This window comes from Oscillibacter acetigenes, assembly GCF_025567605.1.
GTDB classification, from domain to species: domain Bacteria; phylum Bacillota; class Clostridia; order Oscillospirales; family Oscillospiraceae; genus Oscillibacter; species Oscillibacter welbionis.
In genome coordinates, this window is record NZ_JAOQKG010000006.1 from 68,796 (window position 1) to 88,230 (window position 19,435).

The 19,435-nt window shown below is 63.4% G+C and carries 18 protein-coding genes and 1 riboswitch; of the genes, 5 read left to right on the plus strand and 13 right to left on the minus strand.

What is annotated here, in order from left to right:
* Nucleotides 1–32 precede the first annotated feature (32 nt).
* On the minus strand, nt 33–3,659 hold the full coding sequence (nifJ, locus tag OCV80_RS12695; RefSeq protein ID WP_136891286.1) for a pyruvate:ferredoxin (flavodoxin) oxidoreductase: 3,627 nt from the start codon (nt 3,657–3,659) through the stop codon (nt 33–35).
* A 338-nt stretch (nt 3,660–3,997) separates the two neighbouring features.
* Here nifJ and OCV80_RS12700 point away from each other — a divergent pair, with 338 nt between their 5' ends.
* Entirely contained in the window at nt 3,998–5,515 is a 1,518-nt protein-coding gene (locus OCV80_RS12700) for a YifB family Mg chelatase-like AAA ATPase (protein WP_036631099.1), read from the plus strand.
* A gap of 148 nt (nt 5,516–5,663) precedes the next feature.
* On the opposite strand, the gene OCV80_RS12705 is transcribed toward OCV80_RS12700, so the two are convergent.
* The 3 genes from OCV80_RS12705 to OCV80_RS12715 all read right to left on the minus strand — a co-directional run bounded on the left by OCV80_RS12705 (nt 5,664) and on the right by OCV80_RS12715 (nt 7,524).
* A complete protein-coding gene (locus OCV80_RS12705) occupies nt 5,664–5,906 on the minus strand; it encodes a hypothetical protein (protein ID WP_136891287.1) in 243 nt (80 codons plus the stop codon).
* Between the two features lie 40 nt (nt 5,907–5,946).
* Entirely contained in the window at nt 5,947–6,588 is a 642-nt protein-coding gene (locus OCV80_RS12710; protein ID WP_021750817.1) for a flavodoxin family protein, read from the minus strand.
* Between the two features lie 120 nt (nt 6,589–6,708).
* Nucleotides 6,709–7,524, minus strand: coding sequence for a PepSY domain-containing protein (locus tag OCV80_RS12715; protein ID WP_021750818.1), 816 nt, complete (start codon nt 7,522–7,524; stop codon nt 6,709–6,711).
* A gap of 216 nt (nt 7,525–7,740) precedes the next feature.
* Here OCV80_RS12715 and thiI point away from each other — a divergent pair, with 216 nt between their 5' ends.
* The 3 genes from thiI to OCV80_RS12730 all read left to right on the plus strand — a co-directional run bounded on the left by thiI (nt 7,741) and on the right by OCV80_RS12730 (nt 11,305).
* Nucleotides 7,741–8,952, plus strand: coding sequence for a tRNA uracil 4-sulfurtransferase ThiI (gene thiI / locus OCV80_RS12720; RefSeq protein ID WP_021750820.1), 1,212 nt, complete (start codon nt 7,741–7,743; stop codon nt 8,950–8,952).
* Between the two features lie 67 nt (nt 8,953–9,019).
* Entirely contained in the window at nt 9,020–10,276 is a 1,257-nt protein-coding gene (locus OCV80_RS12725; protein WP_119311825.1) for a competence/damage-inducible protein A, read from the plus strand.
* Nucleotides 10,277–10,960: 684 nt separating this feature from the next.
* Complete coding sequence (locus OCV80_RS12730; RefSeq protein WP_025545020.1) at nt 10,961–11,305, plus strand: hypothetical protein; 345 nt, start codon at nt 10,961–10,963, stop codon at nt 11,303–11,305.
* 71 nt (nt 11,306–11,376) lie between these two features.
* On the opposite strand, the gene OCV80_RS12735 is transcribed toward OCV80_RS12730, so the two are convergent.
* Nucleotides 11,377–12,141: a ZIP family metal transporter gene (locus tag OCV80_RS12735; protein ID WP_021747590.1), complete on the minus strand. Its 765-nt coding sequence runs from the start codon at nt 12,139–12,141 to the stop codon at nt 11,377–11,379.
* 110 nt (nt 12,142–12,251) lie between these two features.
* Nucleotides 12,252–12,350: riboswitch (purine riboswitch) on the plus strand.
* A gap of 69 nt (nt 12,351–12,419) precedes the next feature.
* Here OCV80_RS12735 and OCV80_RS12740 point away from each other — a divergent pair.
* Nucleotides 12,420–13,694 (plus strand): amidohydrolase family protein, encoded by a 1,275-nt coding sequence (locus OCV80_RS12740; protein WP_119311826.1) that lies wholly within the window; start codon nt 12,420–12,422, stop codon nt 13,692–13,694.
* A 143-nt stretch (nt 13,695–13,837) separates the two neighbouring features.
* On the opposite strand, the gene OCV80_RS12745 is transcribed toward OCV80_RS12740, so the two are convergent.
* The 8 genes from OCV80_RS12745 to OCV80_RS12780 all read right to left on the minus strand — a co-directional run bounded on the left by OCV80_RS12745 (nt 13,838) and on the right by OCV80_RS12780 (nt 19,342).
* Nucleotides 13,838–14,344 carry a hypothetical protein gene (locus OCV80_RS12745; protein ID WP_119311827.1) on the minus strand — a complete coding sequence of 169 codons (507 nt, stop codon included), beginning with the start codon at nt 14,342–14,344 and terminating at the stop codon, nt 13,838–13,840.
* 163 nt (nt 14,345–14,507) lie between these two features.
* The gene (locus OCV80_RS12750) at nt 14,508–15,020 is read right to left on the minus strand and encodes a hypothetical protein (RefSeq protein WP_136891289.1); all 513 of its coding nucleotides are present in this window, start codon (nt 15,018–15,020) and stop codon (nt 14,508–14,510) included.
* Nucleotides 15,021–15,043: 23 nt separating this feature from the next.
* Complete coding sequence (locus OCV80_RS12755) at nt 15,044–15,514, minus strand: COG2426 family protein (RefSeq protein ID WP_021747586.1); 471 nt, start codon at nt 15,512–15,514, stop codon at nt 15,044–15,046.
* 70 nt (nt 15,515–15,584) lie between these two features.
* Complete coding sequence (locus tag OCV80_RS12760; RefSeq protein WP_119311829.1) at nt 15,585–16,394, minus strand: hypothetical protein; 810 nt, start codon at nt 16,392–16,394, stop codon at nt 15,585–15,587.
* The gene (locus OCV80_RS12765; protein WP_021747584.1) at nt 16,388–17,083 is read right to left on the minus strand and encodes an ABC transporter ATP-binding protein; all 696 of its coding nucleotides are present in this window, start codon (nt 17,081–17,083) and stop codon (nt 16,388–16,390) included. The genes OCV80_RS12760 and OCV80_RS12765 overlap by 7 nt, the downstream gene beginning before the upstream one ends.
* On the minus strand, nt 17,064–17,456 hold the full coding sequence (locus OCV80_RS12770; RefSeq protein WP_025545026.1) for a GntR family transcriptional regulator: 393 nt from the start codon (nt 17,454–17,456) through the stop codon (nt 17,064–17,066). The genes OCV80_RS12765 and OCV80_RS12770 overlap by 20 nt, the downstream gene beginning before the upstream one ends.
* A 143-nt stretch (nt 17,457–17,599) precedes the next feature.
* Nucleotides 17,600–18,379: a helix-turn-helix domain-containing protein gene (locus OCV80_RS12775; RefSeq protein ID WP_119311830.1), complete on the minus strand. Its 780-nt coding sequence runs from the start codon at nt 18,377–18,379 to the stop codon at nt 17,600–17,602.
* A gap of 117 nt (nt 18,380–18,496) precedes the next feature.
* A complete protein-coding gene (locus OCV80_RS12780; protein ID WP_119311831.1) occupies nt 18,497–19,342 on the minus strand; it encodes an HAD-IIB family hydrolase in 846 nt (281 codons plus the stop codon).
* Nucleotides 19,343–19,435 lie beyond the last annotated feature (93 nt).

Sequence of the window (19,435 nt, forward strand, 5' to 3'; positions counted from 1 at the left end):
TAACTCCCGCGGTCCTCTGATATGGTATATGCTTACTCGCTGTACATGGCCTTCAGCTTCAGCAGGTGCTGATAGCGATCCATGGCAGCTTTCTCGTTGCGCTGGAACAGCTCGCCGGCGCGGTCGGGGAACTCGCGGGTCAGACGGCTGTACCGGGCCTCGTTCATCAGGAACTCCTGATAGCCGCCAGCCGGCTCCTTGGAGTCCAGCGTGAACTTGGCACCCTCAGCGGCGGGGTTGAAGCGGAACAGGTTCCAGTAGCCGCACTCCACAGCCTTCTTCATTTCCTTCTGGCAGTTCATCATGCCGCCCTTGATGGAGTGCATCTCGCAGGGGGCGTAGCCGATAATCAGGGACGGGCCGGGATAAGCCTCGGCCTCCTGAATGGCCTTCAGGGTCTGGGCGGGGTTGGCACCCATGGCCACCTGAGCCACGTAGATATAGCCGTAACTCATGGCGATCTCCGCCAGGGACTTTTTCTTGATCTCCTTGCCGGCCGCGGCGAACTGCGCCACCTGGCCGATGTTGGACGCCTTGGAGGCCTGGCCGCCGGTATTGGAGTACACCTCGGTATCAAAGACGAAGACATTCACATCGTTGCCGGAGGCCAGGACGTGGTCCAGACCGCCGAAGCCGATGTCGTAGGCCCAGCCGTCGCCGCCGAAGATCCACATGGACTTCTTGGACAGGAACTCCTTGTCCGCCAGAATCTCAGCAGCCAGCTTGCAGGCGTCACACTGGCACAGCGTCTCGCCCTTTGCCTTCAGCTCCTCGCCGAAGGCATGGATCTCCGCCTTGGGATTGGCCAGCAGCTCGTCCACAGTGCAGATGCTGCTCTCCAGGGCGGCGATGTATGCCTTGGTGGCCTCGCCGTTGGCGGCGCTGTCCTCCATGGTGTCCAGCCACTTCTGGCCGGCCTCCTTCAGAGCGGGCACTGCCCAATCCTTGGCAATCAGCTCCCGGGTCAGATCCGCCAGACGGCTGCGGGTGGCCTGCTGGCCCAGATACATGCCCAGGCCGTGCTCAGCGTTATCCTCGAACAGGGAGTTGGCCCAAGCGGGACCATGGCCTTCCTTGTTGGTGCAGTAGGGAGAGGTGGCAGCCGGACCGCCCCAGATGGAGGAGCAGCCGGTGGCGTTGGAGATGTACATCCGGTCACCGAACAGCTGGGTAATCAGGCGGGCATAGCTGGTCTCGGCGCAGCCGGCGCAGGAGCCGGAGAACTCCAGCATGGGCTGACGGAACTGGCTGCCCTTGACGGTGTTGTCCTGCATGTCCTTCTTCTCGGACACCTGGGAGACGCAGTAGTTGAAGACCTCCTGCTGGGCGGCCTCCTGCTCCTGGTCCACCATGGTCAGGGCGTCCACCGGGCACTGGCCCACGCACACGGCGCAGCCCATGCAGTCCAGCGGGCTGATGGCCATGGTGTACTTGTACACGCCCTTGCCCTTGCCGGCCTTCACGTCCACGATCTTGGCGGCGGCGGGGGCATTCTTGGCCTCCTCCTCCGTCAGAGCGAAGGGACGGATGGTGGCGTGGGGGCAGACATAGGCGCAGTTGTTGCACTGGATGCACTTGGTGGAATCCCAAGTGGGAACGGACACGGCCACGCCGCGCTTCTCATAGGCGGCGGCGCCCAGCTCGAACTGGCCGTCCACATGCTTGACGAAGGCGGACACGGGCAGGCTGTCGCCGTCCATGCGGCCCACGGGGTCCAGAATCGTGCTGACCTGCTCCACCAGAGCGGCGGGGCCCTCGTGCTTGACGGGCTCGGCCTCGTCCACAGCGTTGGCCCAGTCGGCGGGCACATCGAACTTCTTGTAGGCGGTGGCGCCGGCGTCGATGGCCTTGTGGTTCATGTCCACGATGTCCTGGCCCTTCTTCAGGTAGGAGTGGGTGGCGGCGTCCTTCATGTAGCCCACAGCCTCGCTCTCAGGCATGACCTTAGCCAGAGAGAAGAAGGCGGACTGCAGGATGGTGTTGGTGCGCTTGCCCATGCCGATTTCCTTGGCCAGGTCGATGGCGTTGATGGTGTAGACCTGAATGTTGTTCTTGGCGATGTAGCGCTTGGAGGCGGCATCCAGATGGTGGCTCAGCTCCTCGTCGCTCCACTGGCAGTTGATCAGGAACACACCGCCGGGCTTCACGTCCCGGACAATGGGGAAGTGCTTGGTGATGTAGGCGGGCACGTGGCAGGCCACGAAGTCGGCCTTGTTGATGTAGTAGGAAGACTTGATGGGGGAGTCGCCGAAGCGCAGGTGGCTGATGGTGACGCCGCCGGTCTTCTTGGAGTCGTACTGGAAGTACGCCTGGACATACTTGTCGGTATGGTCGCCGATGATCTTGATGGAGTTCTTGTTGGCGCCCACGGTGCCGTCGCCGCCCAGGCCCCAGAACTTGCACTCAATCGTACCGGCGGGAGCCACGCTGGGAGCGGGCTTCTCCTCCAGGCTCAGGTGGGTCACATCGTCCACGATGCCGATGGTGAACTCGCGCTTCATGGAATCCTTCTTCAGCTCGTCATACACGGCGAAGACGGAGGCGGGCGGGGTGTCCTTGCTGCCCAGGCCGTAACGGCCGCCGATCACCTGGATGTCGGTCCGGCCGGCGTTGGCCAGAGCAGTGACCACGTCCATGTACAGGGGCTCGCCCTGGGAGCCGGGCTCCTTGGTGCGGTCCAGCACGGCGATCTTCTTGCAGGTGGCGGGGATGGCGGCGAGCAGCTTGTCCGCACGCCAGGGCCGGTACAGCCGGACCTTGATGAGGCCCACCTTCTCGCCGCCCGCATTCAGATAGTCGATGACCTCCTCAGCCACGTCGCAGATGGAGCCCATGGCGATGATGACGCGGTCTGCGTCGGCAGCGCCGTAGTAGTTGAACAGCTGATAGTCGGTACCCAGCTTCTCGTTGATCTTGCCCATGTACTTCTCCACCACGTCGGGCAGAGCGGTGTAGTAGCTGTTGCAGGCCTCACGATGCTGGAAGAAGATGTCGCCGTTCTCGTGAGAGCCGCGCATGTTGGGCCGCTCGGGATTCAGGGCGTGCTTGCGGAACGCCGCCACGGCGTCCATGTCGCACATCTCCTTCAGGTCATCGTAATCCCACACGGCGACCTTCTGGATCTCGTGAGAGGTCCGGAAACCGTCGAAGAAGTTCACGAAGGGAACGCGGCCCTCAATGGCGGCCAGATGGGCCACGGGCGCCAGGTCCATGACCTCCTGCACGTTGCCCTCGCACAGCATGGCGAAGCCGGTCTGGCGGCAGGCCATGACGTCGGAGTGGTCGCCGAAAATGTTCAGGGCGTGGGTGGACACGGTACGGGCGGACACATGGAACACGCAGGGCAGCAGCTCGCCGGCGATCTTGTACATATTGGGGATCATCAGCAGCAGGCCCTGGGATGCGGTGTAGGTGGTGGTCAGCGCACCGGCGGCCAGGGAGCCGTGGACCGTGCCGGAGGCACCCGCCTCGGACTGCATCTCGACGACCTTGACAGTGGTGCCGAAAATGTTCTTCTGACCAGCGGCGGACCACTGGTCGACCAAGTCTGCCATGGGAGAGGACGGGGTGATGGGATAGATCCCCGCCACTTCGGTAAACGCATAGCTGACATACGCAGCTGCGTTGTTACCGTCCATGGACTTGAACTTTCTTGCCATAAACTTACCTCCTATAAATGTGCTGCCCACACGACAGCATTCTGAACCAACATGAACACGGTCGCATTCCCCCGAATGCTCATGCAGTGTTATTATATCACTTGAAATTTGCCGTGTAAATAACTGCCTTGTTATTTTTTGCGCAAATTTTCTGGTTTCTGCGGAAACGTCAAGACTTCCTGGAATTTTCAGGCCAGTTTTGGAATCCGGGGTTTCTTATTTCGTCGTTTTGTGGTAAACTGACTTCCGTGAAAACGGCGGTTTTCGACAATTCGCAATCGGCTCTTCCGGCAGCGGGCGGCAGCCTGGAGCGGGAGGGCTTCTGGAGGTGGTCGTTTATGGTGGTGACGGTGCGCTCCCTGGGACTGAACGGCATTGCCGGGTATGCGGTCAGCGCGGAGTGCTTCCTCTCCGGCGGGCTGCCCGCCTTTGACATCGTGGGTCTGCCGGACGCCGCCGTGCGGGAGGCCCGGGAGCGAGTCCGGGCGGCGGTGAAGAACTGCGGGGCCAAGTTCCCCGTCAGCCGAATCACGGTGAATCTGGCCCCGGCCGGGCAGAAAAAGGCGGGCACAGTCTACGACCTGCCCATCTTTGTGGGGCTGCTGGCCGCAGGACGGGAGCTGCCGCCGCCGGCCCAGCAAGCGGCGTTTATCGGGGAGCTGTCCCTCACCGGGGCGCTGCGGGGCGTCACCGGCGTGCTGCCCATGGCCCTGGCAGCCCGGGACGCCGGTGTGAAGGAGCTGTATGTCCCGGCGGAGAACGCCGCTGAGGCCACGCTGGCAGGCGGCCTCACCGTCTACGGCGTACCGGATGTAGGGGCGCTGGTGCGCCACTTGCGGGGCGAGGAGCGCCTCTCCCCCGCCTCGGCCTGGGTGCCGGAGGCAGAGGAGGCCGCCGGGCCGGATCTGCGGGATGTGATGGGCCAGGAAAATGCCAGGCGGGCCCTGGAGATCGCCGCGGCAGGCGGCCACAACCTGCTGCTGATCGGCTCCCCCGGCGCAGGCAAGTCCATGCTGGCCAAGCGGCTGCCCTCCATCCTGCCGGATATGAGCCGGGAGGAGGCGCTGGAGGTCTCCGGCATCTGGTCCGTGGCGGGGCTGGCGGACCCGCAGCACCCCCTGCTGACCCGGCGCCCCTTCCGCAGTCCCCACCACACCGCATCCGCCGCCGCCCTCACTGGAGGCGGGCCGCTGCTGCGGCCGGGGGAGATCTCCCTGGCCCACAACGGCGTGCTGTTTCTGGACGAGCTGCCGGAGTTCCACCGGGACGTGCTGGAGGCCATGCGCCAGCCCCTGGAGGACGGCACGGTGACAGTGGCCCGCTCCGGCGGGACGCTGCACCTGCCCGCCCGGTTCCAGCTGGTGTGCGCCATGAACCCCTGTCGGTGCGGCTGGCGAGGGCACCCCTCCGGGCGGTGTACCTGCTCGGACCGGGAGGTGGCCAAGTATGTGGAGAAGATCTCCGGCCCCCTGCTGGACCGGATCGACCTCCACGTCAGTGTTCCCGCGGTGGAATACGCATCCATGCGGCGGAAAGAGACGCCGGAGAGCTCCGCCGATGTGAAGTGCCGGGTGGACGCGGCCCGGGCTGTCCAGACCGCCCGCTTTGCCGGCACCGGCGTCACCTGCAACGCCCACATGACCGCCCCCATGATCGGGCAGTTCTGCCGCCTGGACCACGCCGGCGATGCGCTGATGAAGTCCGCCTTCGAGCGGATGGGCCTCACCGCCCGGTCCCATGATCGGATTCTGCGGGTAGCCCGGACCATCGCGGACCTGGACGGTGCGGCGGACATCAGGCCGGAGCATCTGGCAGAGGCCATCCAGTTCCGGAATACCGATATTTTGAAGGGATAACCGGGTCCCCGCCGCAGCCCAGCGCAGCGGACTTTACGGGGGCAAGGCGGAAGCCATTCCGTTCCGGAACCGGACATTCCCAAAGGATCAGAAAACCAGGCGGCCCCGGAATGGGGCCGCCTGGTTCACTGTGGCGGAAATAACGTGGTCAGTGCCGGTTCCAGAGAAGCAGGGCCGCCAGCAGCGGCACTCCCAGAAGCACCGCTGCCAATATTATGGCGAAGATCCGGGCCCTTTTGCGGAACCCCTCCGGCGAGTAATCCATATCTCCCTTTTTCAGGCGGTGCAGCCAGAACGTGTTCAGGCCCCAGATCACCAGGCCGATCACCGGTACGATCACAAAAACCGAAAACCATCCGTCTCCGTTGGAACCATAATACAGCGGGCTCATTCTCCAGATTCCTCCTTCCGCCAATCGCCGACTCTCCTCTTTACCGGATGAAGTTCATCATGGGACGGGGCGTGCTCTCCGGCACAGGGACCCTGCTCTCCGCCAGCACCTTCACCATCCAGGCCATATCCCGGCCCAGGCGGGCGGCCACCTCCATGCCCTCCTCGTCTTTCAGGGCCTCGCCGGGGTCCGCGCCGTGTACGGCGCCCCAGTAGTCGGAGGTGACGATGACCATCTCCATGGCATCCATGGTGCCCAGCAGCTGCTGATACGTCTCCATGCCGCCGCTGCGGCGCAGGGTGCACAGGGCGCCCCCCACCTTGTGGTGGAGCTGATTCACCCCGCAGCCCGCCGCCAGCATCAGCCGGTCCAGCACGCACTTCATATTGCCGGAAATACCGCCGTGATACACCGGAGCTGCCAGCAGGATGCCGTCCGCCTCGATGCAGGCGGCGATGATGTCGTTGACCATATCGTCGGTCTGGACACACCGGAGGCTGCCGGTGTTCAGGCAGTGGTAGCAGGCCATGCAGGGATGGACCTTCGCCCCGGGCTGGAACACCTGGAACTCCACCCCGGCGGCCTCCACCTCCCGCCGGACCACCTCCAGCACCTGGGCGGTGTTGCCGTTCTTTCTGGGACTGCCGTTGATGGCCACGATCTTCATAAACTTCCCCTCCATAATTTGGTTTCCCCCTGTTGTCCCTCCATTATAGCAGAGGGCTGGACGGCGGGCAAGAGCTCCTTTTCCCCCATAAAAAGAGACGCCCTGACGGGCGTCTCTTTGGGGCTCTGGGGAAGATCACCAGCGGTCGTTGTCGATGTCCCGGCTGAAGATGGTCCCGGTGACGGCGTCGATCTCAAATTCGTACTCGGTCCAGCCGTTGCGGATCTCGACTTCATACTGCGCCCGGCCGTCATCCCAGTCAAACTGGCACTTCACCACCGTGGAGCCGCTGGGCGTCTCCGCCAGGGCGATCTGCTGGGCCCGCTCTGCGGTGATATAGTCACCGCTGGAAGAGTTGCTGCCGTTCCCGGAGGGGCGGCTGGTGCCGTTGTTCCAGATCTGGAAATTCTCCAGCTCCCGATCGGAGCTGAGGATGGCGCCGGTGACGGCGTCGATGTCGTAGTCATATTCGGTGGTGCCGCTGTAAAACTCCACCTCATACTTCATCCGGCCGTCATCCCAGTCCAGGTTGGCCCGCAGGAACACGGCGTTGGCCTCTTTGACACCGGCGTCATTCAGGGCGATCTGCTTGGCCCGGTCGGCACTGATATAGTTGCCGGAGGCGGAAGAGGCGCCCTGCTGGCTGGCGGTCCGGTCCGCGGTGGTCAGCTGGACCGTGCGGGTGGCCGAGTTGAAGGACACGTCCATACCCATGGCCTCGCTGATGGCCCGGACGGGGACATAGGTGGTGCCGTTGTAGAGGAACACGGGGACCTGCTTTCCGGCGGCATCCCGCGGGGTGAATCTGGCGCCGTTGAGGGTGATGCCGATGCCGTCCTCCACCTGGATGCTGCGCTTGGAGGTGGCGGTGGCCGTGACGCACAGTGCTGCGATCAGGACCGTCAGGACCAAACCGGAGCCGAAGCCCTTCCAGAAACCGTTCTGCTTCATTGTTCATTCTCCTTTTCATGTTCTGCATTCGGCGGGTCTCTCCCGCCCCTTCTGCACCATTAACGGCGCCAGAAGAGGTTTTATTGCACCGTGCGGAAAATTTTTTTATTTTTTTCGCGCCGCTGGCCCTTCCCTACAAAACAGGCTTTCTATTCCCGGAAAAATGCGCTATAATAGGGGCCGATATTCCAAACTGTTCTGATATGGAGGTCCGTTATGATGAATGCTTCCCCTGCCCCGCAGGAGATCTTTTTGCTGAAACTGGGCGAGGTGGTCCTGAAGGGACAGAATCGCCAGTCCTTTGAGGACAAGCTGCTGGCCAACGTCCGCCGCCGGGTGAAAAACTGCGGCAGCTTCCAGTGCTCCCTCCGGCAGAGCACCATCTACGTGGAGCCCCAGGGAGAGGACTGCGATATGGAGGCCGCCTGGGACGCCTGCCGCCAGGTGTTCGGCATTGCCGCCGTGGCCCGGGCCGTGCCCTGTGAAAAGACAGTGGACGCCATTGTGGAGGCCGCCCGGACCTATCTGGCGGACGCCTTTGCCGTTGCGAAGAGCTTCAAGGTGGAGAGCAAGCGGGCAGACAAGATGTTTCCCATGAACTCCATCCAGCTGAGCCAAGCTGTGGGCGGCGATCTGGCGGAGCTGTTCCCCCATGTGGCGGTGGATGTCCACACTCCCGATCTGACAGTATTTGTGGAGATCCGGGAGAAGTACGCCTATGTTCATACTCCCTCTGTTCCCGGCGCGGGCGGCCTGCCCATCGGCATGGGCGGCCGGGCGGTGAGCCTGCTCTCCGGCGGCATCGACTCCCCGGTGTCCTCCTGGATGATGGCCCGCCGGGGCGTGGAGCTGGAGATGGTCCACTTTGTCTCCCCGCCCTACACCTCCCAGCAGGCCCAGGACAAAGTACTGGAGCTGGCCCGGCTGCTGACTGCCTGGACCGGGCGGCTGCTGGTCCACATCGTCCCCTTCACGGAGATCCAGGAGGAGATCCGGCGGAACTGCCCGGAGGAGTACTTCACCCTCATTATGCGCCGGTTCATGATGCGCATCGCCGAGGCCATCGCCAGGAAGGCCAACGCCGGCGCCCTGGTCACCGGCGAGTCCCTGGGCCAGGTGGCCAGCCAGACCATGCTGGCCCTGGGGGTCACCGAGGATGTGACCTCCCTGCCGGTGCTGCGGCCCCTGATCGGCATGGACAAGGTGGAGATCATCCGCATGTCCCGGGAGATCGGGGTGTTCGACACCTCCATCCTCCCCTATGAGGACTGCTGCACGGTGTTCACGCCCCGCCACCCCGCCACCCGGCCCCGGCTGGAAGATGTGCGGCAGGCGGAGGCCGCCCTGGACGTGGAGTCCCTGGTGCAGAAGGCCCTGGCGGACGAGACCTGGGTGCGGGTGAAGTCCACGGATCCGGCCCGGATCTGATCCAATCTGTTCCCGGCCCCGCCGCCTGTCGCCGGCGGGGCCGCTGTTTCAAAAAGGAGGTCTTTCCATGTCACACACCGCGGAGATCATCGCCGTCGGCACAGAGATCCTGCTGGGTAACATCGCCAACACCGACGCCCAGATGCTCTCTCAGAGCCTGTCCACCCTGGGCGTCAACGTCTTCTGGCACACGGTAGTGGGGGACAACCCTCAGCGCCTGCGGGAGGCTCTGGACATTGCCCGGCACCGGGCCGACATCATTCTCACCACAGGCGGCCTGGGTCCTACCTACGACGATCTGACCAAGCAGACCATCTGTGCGGCCTTCGGCCAGAAGCTGGTGCTGCACGAAGATATTCTGGAGGACATCCGGGCCTTTTATCAGTCCGCCCTCCATGTGCCCATGCCGGAAAACAACACCCAGCAGGCGGAGCTGCCGGAGGGCTGCACCGTGTTCGACAATCCGGTGGGCACCGCCCCCGGCTGCGCCTTTGAAGCGGACGGCGTCCATGTGCTGATGCTGCCGGGGCCGCCCCACGAGTGCGAGACTATGCTCCGCCGGTGCGTGGAGCCGTACCTCCGCGCCCTCTCCAAAGAGGTCATCGTCTCCCACGATATCATGACCTTCGGCATGGGCGAGAGCTCTGTGGACCAGCTGCTCCATGACCGGATGGTCCGCATGGTGAACCCCACCCTAGCCACTTATGCCAAGCCCTGCGAGGTGCGGCTGCGGGCCACCGCCAAGGCCGCCGGCGCAGAGGAGGCGGAGGCCATGCTCGCCCCGGTGGTGGCAGAGGTCCGCGCGGCTTTGGGAGACTATGTGTACGGCGTGGATGTGAAGGGCCTGGAAGCGGTGTGCTTCCAGCTGCTGAAGGAGCGGAATCTCACCCTGTCCACTGCGGAGAGCTGCACCGGCGGCCGGGTGGCGGAGCGGATCACTGCCCTGCCCGGCGTCTCCAGCGTGTACCGGGGCGGCGTGGTCAGCTACTGGACCTCTGTCAAGGCGGCGGTGCTGGGCGTGCCCCAGGAAACGCTGGACCAGTACGGCGCCGTGTCGGAGGAGACAGCCCGGGCCATGGCGGAGGGCGCCCGGCAGATCACCGGGGCAGACATCGCCGTGTCCGTCACCGGCGTGGCGGGCCCGGACCGGGATGAGCGGGACAACCCGGTGGGGCTGGTGTACATTGGCCTGGCCACGCCGGAGGGCACCTTCTGCCGCCGGACGGACTCCGGCCGCCGCCGGCGGGACCGCATCCAGGAGCTGGCCGCCAACCACGCTCTGGACGTGGTCCGGCGGTATCTCACCGGCCTGCCCATCGGATAAGCGCGCACCCAAGGGGGCCTGTGGGGCATATACTGGCCTAGCCCTTCAGAGAGGAGGCTTCTGTATATGCACTATTCTCAGGGGGATTTCTGTTATCCCCCGTGTTGTATCATTCCCACTGTTACGGTGGGCAGCACTGTCACGACACCCCCCGGCACCCGGGCCCGGGTAACCGCCTCGCCCACGCCCTGCGGTGTGGAGCTGGACTTTGCCATTCCAAGGGGTAATCCGGGCCCGGCTGGACCCCGGGGGCCAATCGGCTGCCAGGGACCGGAAGGGCCTCAGGGGCCGGAAGGACCCCAGGGACCGGAAGGACCTCAGGGGCCGGAAGGACCTCAGGGGCCGGAAGGACCCCAGGGGCCGGAAGGACCCCAGGGGCCGGAAGGACCTCAGGGGCCGGAAGGACCCCAGGGACCGGAAGGACCTCAGGGGCCGGAAGGACCCCAGGGGCCGGAGGGACCTCAGGGGCCGCAAGGGCCTCAGGGACCGGAAGGGCCTCAGGGGCCGGAAGGACCCCAGGGGCCGCAAGGGCCTCAGGGGCCGGAAGGACCTCAGGGCCCACAAGGATTCCAGGGCCCACAAGGACTCCAGGGTCCCCAAGGACCTCAGGGTCCGTCGGGTATTCCGGCCTATGCGTCTTTTGTCACCTACCAGCAGGAGTTTTTCAACGGCAGCTCAATCTCTTTGAGTGCGGCAGCAACGGATGTGACCGGCCACATTGTGCAGGAATCTACCACTCAGCTCCTCCTGCAACCGGGAGTATATCTCATCGCCTACCACTTTGCCGCCAACCTTCTGACCGCCGGATATCTTCAAATCACACCGGGCTACGGAGGACGCGGTCATCTGGAGTACGGCGTCTACAATCGGACCGGTATCGACAATACCAGTGTATCCGGCTCTGCCTCTTTCATCATCTCCGTGGAGGAGGCTACCCGTTTTTCCCTGAACAGCAACAGCAGCGTTACCGTTCGGGACGGCGAAGCCACTCTGGTGATTCTGGCTCTGCAGCCCAGCAGAGAGGCCTGAGCTGCGCAAGACCGGGAGACCGCCTGCAGGCGGCCTCCCGGCCCTTTTCTGCCGGAGTCCAGAGGGCGGTCTCAGCCGCCCAGTGCCACGTCCAGCACCATCATCACCAGGAACCCCATCACAAAACCGCAGGTCCCCGCCCGGCTGTGGGCCTGGGGAATCAACTCCTCCACCACCACGTACAGCATCGCTCCGGCAGCAAAACTCAGCAACCAGGGCATCAGCGGGTCCACGCCGGCCGCGGCCAGTGCCGCCAGCACGCCGAACACCGGCTCCACGGCGCCGGAGAGCATTCCCCCCACAAAGGCCCTGGGACGGGACCAGCCGCCCTGCCGCAGGGGCAGAGCCACGGCGGCTCCCTCCGGAAAATTCTGGATGCCGATGCCCATGGCCAGGGCCGCCGCCCCGGCAAAGCCCTCCCCTCCGGACACCAGGGCAAAGGCCAGCCCCACCGCCATCCCCTCCGGGACGTTATGTAGGGTGATGGCTGTCATCAGCAGAGTGGTCTGCCGCCAAGAGGCATCCTGCCAGGTCCGGTCCCGCCGCAGATGGGGCAGCAAGGCATCCAGAGCGGACAGGAAGACCACGCCCAACAGCATTCCGCCCGCGGCGGGCAGCCAGTCCGGCAGCGCCCCCTCTGCGGCCCGGTCGATGGCCGGCAGCAGCAGGCTCCACACGGAGGCCGCCGTCATGACTCCAGCAGCAAAGCCCAGCAGGGTCTTTTGAAAGTGGGGCCGGGGTTCCCCGGCGAAAAAAAACACCATGGCCGCGCCCAGAGCGGTCATCAAAAATGTGAAGCCCGTACCCAGGGCCGCCCAGCCAAGAGACTGCAGCATAGCACCAACGCCTTTTCTCTGATTCAGGCGGAACACCGCCCGTATGCCAGTATAAGCGGCAGGACTTCCCGGCGTGACAGGGCTTGCATCCGGGGACGATGTGTGATATGGTATAGGCAGCAGGAAAAGCTCATATAAGTTCGCTGTCATGGCGCGAACGTCTCTACGGAGCCGCCGAAGGCTCTTCTATGAGTGTCTGTTGGAAGGGGCCATCCCCTGCCGGCAGGCGCTTCTTTTCTGTCTGAAAAATCCGGAACGGAAACAAAAGGAGATTTGCCATGTCACTGACGATCATCAAGGGAACTATTCTGTCCGCTCCCACCCTGGGACAGCTGGATGCCCTGCCGGGCGGATATCTGGTGGCCGAGGACGGCCTCATCCGGGGTGTGTACGGGTCTTTGCCCGAGCAGTACGCCGGTGCCCCGGTGGAGGACTGGGGAGACGCGCTGATCCTCCAGTCCTTTGCGGATCTGCACCTCCATGCGCCCCAGTACCCCATGCTGGGGATGGGCATGGACCTGCCCCTGCTGGACTGGCTGAACGCATACGCCTTTCCCACAGAGGCCCGGTTCGCGGACACAGGCTACGCCCGGGAGATTTACAGCCGCCTGGCCCGGGAGCTTATTGCAAACGGCACCACGCGGGTGTGCATGTTCTCCTCTCTCCACACGGACGCCACGCTGATCCTGATGGAGGAACTGGAGAAGGCCGGCGTCACCGGCTACGTGGGCAAGGTGAACATGGACCGGAACGCTGCCCCCGGCCTGTTGGAGGAGACCACAGAGGAGTCCAGGCGTGAGACGCTCCGCTGGCTGGATGCCTGTCAGGACTTCCGCCTGGTGAAGCCCATGCTGACGCCCCGGTTCACCCCCTCCTGTACTAATGAGCTGATGGCGTTTCTGGGCAAACTGGCGGCGGAGCGGGATCTCCCCGTCCAGTCCCACCTGTCGGAGAACCAGGCAGAGATGGCCTGGGTGCGCCAGCTCCACCCGGGCTGCCAGCAGTACTGGGAGACCTATGCCAAATACGGCCTGTGGACCAGCCGCGCCGTCATGGCCCACTGCGTCTGGTCCGATGCGCGGGAGCGGCAGGCCATGCGGGACGCCGGCGTGACAGCGGTCCATTGCGCCGACTCCAACCAGAACATCTGCTCCGGCGTGGCGCCGGTGCGGGCCATGCTGAATGAGGGCGTGAAGGTGGCCCTGGGCAGCGACATTGCCGGTGGGGACCACCTGCACATGTTCGATGTGGTGGCCGCCTCCATCCGGGCCTCCAAGGCCCGGCGGGTGCTGGACAACTGGGAGACGGATTTCCTCACGGTGCCGGAGGGCTGGTACCTGGCCACCTCCGCCGGTGCGGCATACTTCGCCGAGCAGCCGGGCTTTGCCCCAGGCAATCATCTCCACGCCCTGGTCCTGGCGGACGATGATCTTCCCCAGCCCCATCCCATGACGCCCCAGGAGCGGCTGGAGCGGGCGGTGTATCTGCGTCAGGGCGGCGCCATCCGGGCGGTCTGGAGCGAGGGACGGAAGGTATTCTCCGCAGAGGGTTGATCAAAGAGCGGGATGCTGTGTGTCCCGCTCTTTTTTGTTCCCGTCAGGGAGGCCTCCCTGGGGAGTGGTATGGGCCGGCACACCCCTAAAAGCAAACGTGCGGCGCACCCTGAAACGGATGCGCCGCATCTATTTTGTATTGCTCACGCCCCGGCAAACTGCGCCGGGTCCCGCAGGGCGTCCGCCGTTTCCCGGGGCACTTCAGCGGTAAACGTCAGCAGACCGCCCAGTCCTTCCACGCCTACAAAGCTCCCAACGCCCTCCAGGGTATCGGACAGGACCTCCGTGGTGACGGCGTTGCTGCCCTGCCGCACCTGGGTCCGGAAGACCTCCAGGTATTCCCGCTCCGCATCCGGGTCCTCCCCAGCGTGGAGGGTAGTCTCCTGCCAGTAGACATAAGTGTAGAGAGGGTCTCCCTCCGCATTCCCGTGGTCGGCGTTCTCGCCGCCGGCCTTGTTGATGAGGGCGTCGATCTCTGCCACGGCCCCGCTGTCTGTGACGGTGTACAGCTCTTTACCGGCGGCGTCCAGAATCTGGTAGTAGTGGTCCTTCACTGCCTCCTCAGCGGTGTCGGCCGCAGCTTGTTCCCCGCCGCAGGCGGTCAGCAGCAGAGTCAGGGAAAGGATACAGGGGATTATATGTCTTTTCATGGCTGCCTCCTGTGTTTTTCAGTGGGTGGGGTTCGTTGAGGGCTCTCCCCGCTGCCGTTCCCCCGGCGGTCACGGGGCATCTGGGCTGCGGGTCGATGAGGGTATCGGCCCCTGCGGATGGGTTGGATCTCCTTCTGCCCTCGTTCGCCCACCGGGATGTCAGTCAGGTATCCATTTCGCAGAAATACAGCGTGTCGCTGTCCGCGTCATACACGGCCAAGGTGACATTCAGCGAAGCCCGCTCCAGAAGGTTTTGTCCATCCCCGGCGTCACTGTGGCGGTCAATCAGGCGGTAGAAGCCATTGGCGATCCCCGGCAGCAGGGGATCTCCGCTGTCATCGGTGAGATAAGGGCCCGCGCTGAAAACTTCGCCGCCGTCCTCTCGGGTGACGCCATAGGCCAGTGCCTGGGCCGTCTCGTCCAGGGGAAGCGGTGTCCAGGCGGCGTTCGCCGCAATGGCGTCGGCTACCTGGCTGTCAGGAAACTGCAGGGCAACGCAGGAAATGCCGTCGCCGTGGAAGCCGCCGTGGGTGTCAGAAGAGGAGATCTCCTCTCCGGCGGACACATCGATGTGCAGCGCTCGGGAGATCTCCTCTGCCGGGTCCTCACTGCCGCAGGCGGTCAGGGTAAACAGCATCAAGGAAATCATGCCACATGCAAAAAGGAATTTCCTCATAGATAACGAACCCCTTATAAGATTCAAAACAGCTGCACCACGCCGTAGGTCAGCGTGGTGACGATGGCCCCGGCAATCACCACGCCCAGGAAGATGGCGGGCAGCGCGTGGCGCATCCGGATGTCCAGCAGGGCCGCCACCAGAGCCCCCGTCCAGGCCCCAGTCCCCGGCAGGGGGATGGCTACCAGAATGATGAGTCCCGGCAGGCGGTACTTCCGCACCATCCGGCCCTTCAGGTGAGCCCGGCGCTCCAGCCAGTCGATCCTGGGGCCGAAAAGGCGGGTGCCCCGGAGCCAGTCGAAGATCCGGCGGATCAGCAGCAGGATAAAAGGCACCGGCACCATATTGCCCAGGATGGACACCAGGCAGGCCGCGGCCGGGGAGAGTCCCGCCGCCACTCCCACAGGAATGGCGCCCCGGAGCTCCAGCACCGGCACCATAGCGGTGCCGAAGGTCAGCAGGATCGCTTGCATCAGGTTTTCCTCTACGGGCATGGCGGCCTCCCTTAAGATTTCCGGGGCCGTGGGATCACTCCCACGGCCCGCCGGAAGCGTATGGTCCAGTTTACTCCAGATTCAAGCGCTTTTTCAAGGTAATTGTGGTTACAATATAGAAAATCGCACCGTAGAGCACTGTCAGCAGGAGCAAAGCCACCATCGTGAAGTGGACCGCCGCCACGCCGGTGAGCTGGAAATCCAGCGTCAGCAGGAACTGGTGCAACGGCCCCTCGTCCAGCAGGACCAGAACGATGGCCCCCGCCATCTGCACCACAAACTGGAACACAAAGAAGAACGCCACGGACAGGGCCATCTTATGGTTGGCAAAGCTGTGGCCCGCCGCCAGAGCGGCATAGAACTGCAGGGAGAAACTCATGCAGGCTGCCAGCATCAGCGCCAGAAGCTCCAGCGCGAAAACGGTGCCGTTGACGGCGTAGTAGGCGGTCATCTGCTGGAACAGCTTGGGGAAAACACTCGCCAAATCCGTCAAGAAGCTCACGTTGAAGGCCGCCACAAAAACAGACAGGAACACCACCACGCCGGTGGCGATGAACCACACGGCGGAGACGATCAGCTTGCTCCACACATGCTGGTGAACCGAGGCGGGCAGAGTGAACATGATGTAGCCCTCGTCCCCCAGCAGATTTTTGTAGAACCGCTGGAGCATCAGAATGAACGCCACAATGAACACGGCGGTAATGGCCACCACATAGGCCATGACCACCAAAGCGGCCAGCATATTCAGCACAAAGTTGCCTGAGTCCATCAGCCTGGCGGAGAAATTGAAGCCCAGGGCCACCGCCAGCAGAACCAGGTACAAAGGCCCCATGATGCGGGCCGTGGCACGGAATTCGTGCTTCAAGAGTTTCGTCAGCATTTGAACACCTCCCGGAACAGGGCGTCCACGCTCATGCCCTTCTCCTCCCGGATCTCATCCACAGAGGACTGGAGCACCACCTGGCCCTGATTGATGAAAATGACCTCGTCCAGAACCTTTTCCACATCGGCGATCAGGTGGGTGGAGATAATCACTGCCGCCTCGGGATTGTAATTGCCGATGATGGTGGAGAGGATGTAGTCCCGGGTGGCGGGGTCCACGCCGCCGATGGGCTCATCCAGCAGATACAGCTTTGCCGCCCGGCTCATCACCATGATGAGCTGCACCTTCTCCCGGGTTCCCTTAGACATCTGCTTGATCCGCTGGGTCAGGCGGATGTTCAGATGGGTGAGCATCTCCTCCGCCGCCTTCCGATTGAAGTCCCGGTAGAAGTCGCCATAGAAATCCAGCAGCTGCTTCACGGACATCCAAGTGGGGATGCAGGTCCGCTCCGGCAGGTAGCTGACGCTGGCGTGGCTCTCCTTTCCAGGGGCCATATCGCATACCAGCACCTCTCCCTCGCTGGGGGTCAGCAGGCCGTTGGCCAGCTTGATGAGGGTGGTCTTGCCGCTGCCGTTGGGGCCCAGCAATCCCACGATCCGGCCCGGTTCCACCGCCAGGCTCACATGGTTCAGCGCCGGCGCGTTGCCGTAGTGCTTGCTCAGATCTTTACATTCCAGAACTGCCATTGTCTTCTCCTCCCTTGGTCTCCTCCTGCCGCAGCAGCGTCAGGATCTCCTCCCGGCCATAGCCCAGGTGGGTCATGGCCTCCAGGAACGCCTGAATGTGGCGCTCCGCCAAACTTCTCTTTGCAGATGCAATCATGGCCTGATCCTCCGTCACAAATCTACCCGTGGTTCGCTGGCTGTATACCAGTCCGTCCCGCTCCAGCTCCGTCAGGGCCCGCTGCATGGTGTTGGGATTCACCCCGGCCTCCGTAGCCAGGTCCCGCACGGAAGGCAGCCGCTCCCCCGGCGGGAACGCGCCGGAGACAATGCCCACCTTGATCTGCGCGATCAGCTGGGAATAGATCGGCGCGTCATTGGAAAACTGCCACTTCACAGAAGCACCTCCCATTTGTGTTGTTGTACTAAGCAAGTAATACAATAGCACATTCTCCAGATTTGTCAAGTGGATTCGAAAAAAATTTTGGAGAGGCAAAAGCGCCGCAGCGGCTTATCGCTGCGGCGCAAGGGATTCATCGGTTATTCGATTTTGCGGAGGGAGGTTCTCTGATCATACCGGCAGCCCAGGATGAGGATGGCGAAGCCCAAAATGGTCACCAGAAGACAGGGCAGGTCGTCCCAAAAAGTCACCTCCACAAATTCCCACATATTCTCCGGCCCATACTCCGCCAGATACACCAGCAACGCAGTGGAAATACTCCAGACCGGCCCCGTCTGCAAAAACCGCAGAGGCGCGGGAAGGGGGAGCCGCATGTTCAGCAGACCCATCAGCACCAGGAGCCAGCCCAGATGATACCAACGAAGCCGCCCTGCCAATTGGCGGCCCCGGAATACCAGAATCACAGACACGAGAATCAGCAGCACATGGGGAATCATTGTGGGAATATACACCATCTGCACGTATTTCACCCAGGCAAAATTCTCGAGGTCCTGCGCCTGCTGGTATGTATTGGCCGCAAGAACAGCCAGGTCAACCAGGTTCCAGACACCCCAGGCCGCCAGAACCCAGGCCAGCAGATAGCCCCTGTTCCGGTACCATTGCTTGACCCGGACCCACAGGCCCGCCGCAGGAGCCGTGGTATTGGCCGTCTCCGGCTCCTCTAGTTCTTCCAGCAATAAGTAATCCGTGGACACGCCGAACTGGCGGCTGATGCGGACGAGCTTCTCCACCTCCGGCATAGCCTCGTTCCGCTCCCACTTGCTCACCGCCTGGCGGCTCACATCCAGCAGCTTGGCAAGCTGGTCCTGGCTCAATCCCGCCCGGGTCCGGAGCTTTTGCAGCTTCTCTCCAAAGGTCATGGCGCTTCCCTCCCCTGCCGTTTTCACACGTTCAGGATACCAGACGATACCGGGACATGCCAGCAACCAAACCTGGAATTTCCGCTACCACAGGTAGCGGAGCGGTGTTTCCGGCGCTCAGGCGTACATTTTGTCCAGGCGGGACACGATGTCCGCCAGAGTGTCGTGGTCCGCATCTGCCACGATGGTGGCCCCGCAGGCCCGGACAGCGGGTACGCAGTTGGCGGGGGCAAATCCCTCCGCCGCCCAGGTCAGCATGGACAGGTCGTTGGCCTCGTCCCCGGCGCAGTAGACGTGCTGGCGGGAGATGCCCAGCCGCTCCGCCAGCCGGGCCACCATGCCACCCTTGGTGGCGCCTCTGGCGGTGACCTCCAGCAGTGTCCGGTCAGAGAAGAAGATCTCATACTCCCCCGCCCAGGGCTGGGACTGCAGAAACGCCTTGACCTCCTCCAAAACGGCGTGGTCCTCCTCAAACATGATCTTTCCCAGCGGCAGGGGCACATCCAGCAGGGAGGGCTTTTCCACCACGCTCACATGAGTGACGTGCTCATGCTGGCGGGTATAGAGATTGGGCCGGACGGCGTGGATCACGTTGTCGATGTGGTATGCCTCCACCGCCAGCGTGGGGAATCGGTCCAGAGTCTCCTGTCCCCGCCGGCGGGTGCTCTCGTCCAGCAGAATGGTCTCCAGATACTCCCCCTTCTGAAAATCATACAGGGCCGCGCCGTTGCACACAATGCCCGGCGCGTTCATGGGCACCTGATCCGCGAATTTGATGAAGGCCGCCAGCGCCCGGCCGGTGGCGATGGCAAATCTCCCGCCGCCGGCCATGAAATACTCCAGCGCCTCCCAGTTCCGGCGGGACACCTCCGGCACCTCGGCGCCCGTGCGCCGGGCCGTCTCCGTATTCAGCAGGGTATTGTCAAAATCGCTGGCCAGCAGTACACCGTCAAATTTTCCCATAAAAACTCCTCCATCCTATCTCTCTGAAAAGGCAGATCCGCTCCATCTGCCTGCTCTCCCGGCATTTCAAAAGACCGCCGCCCGAAAAAGGGG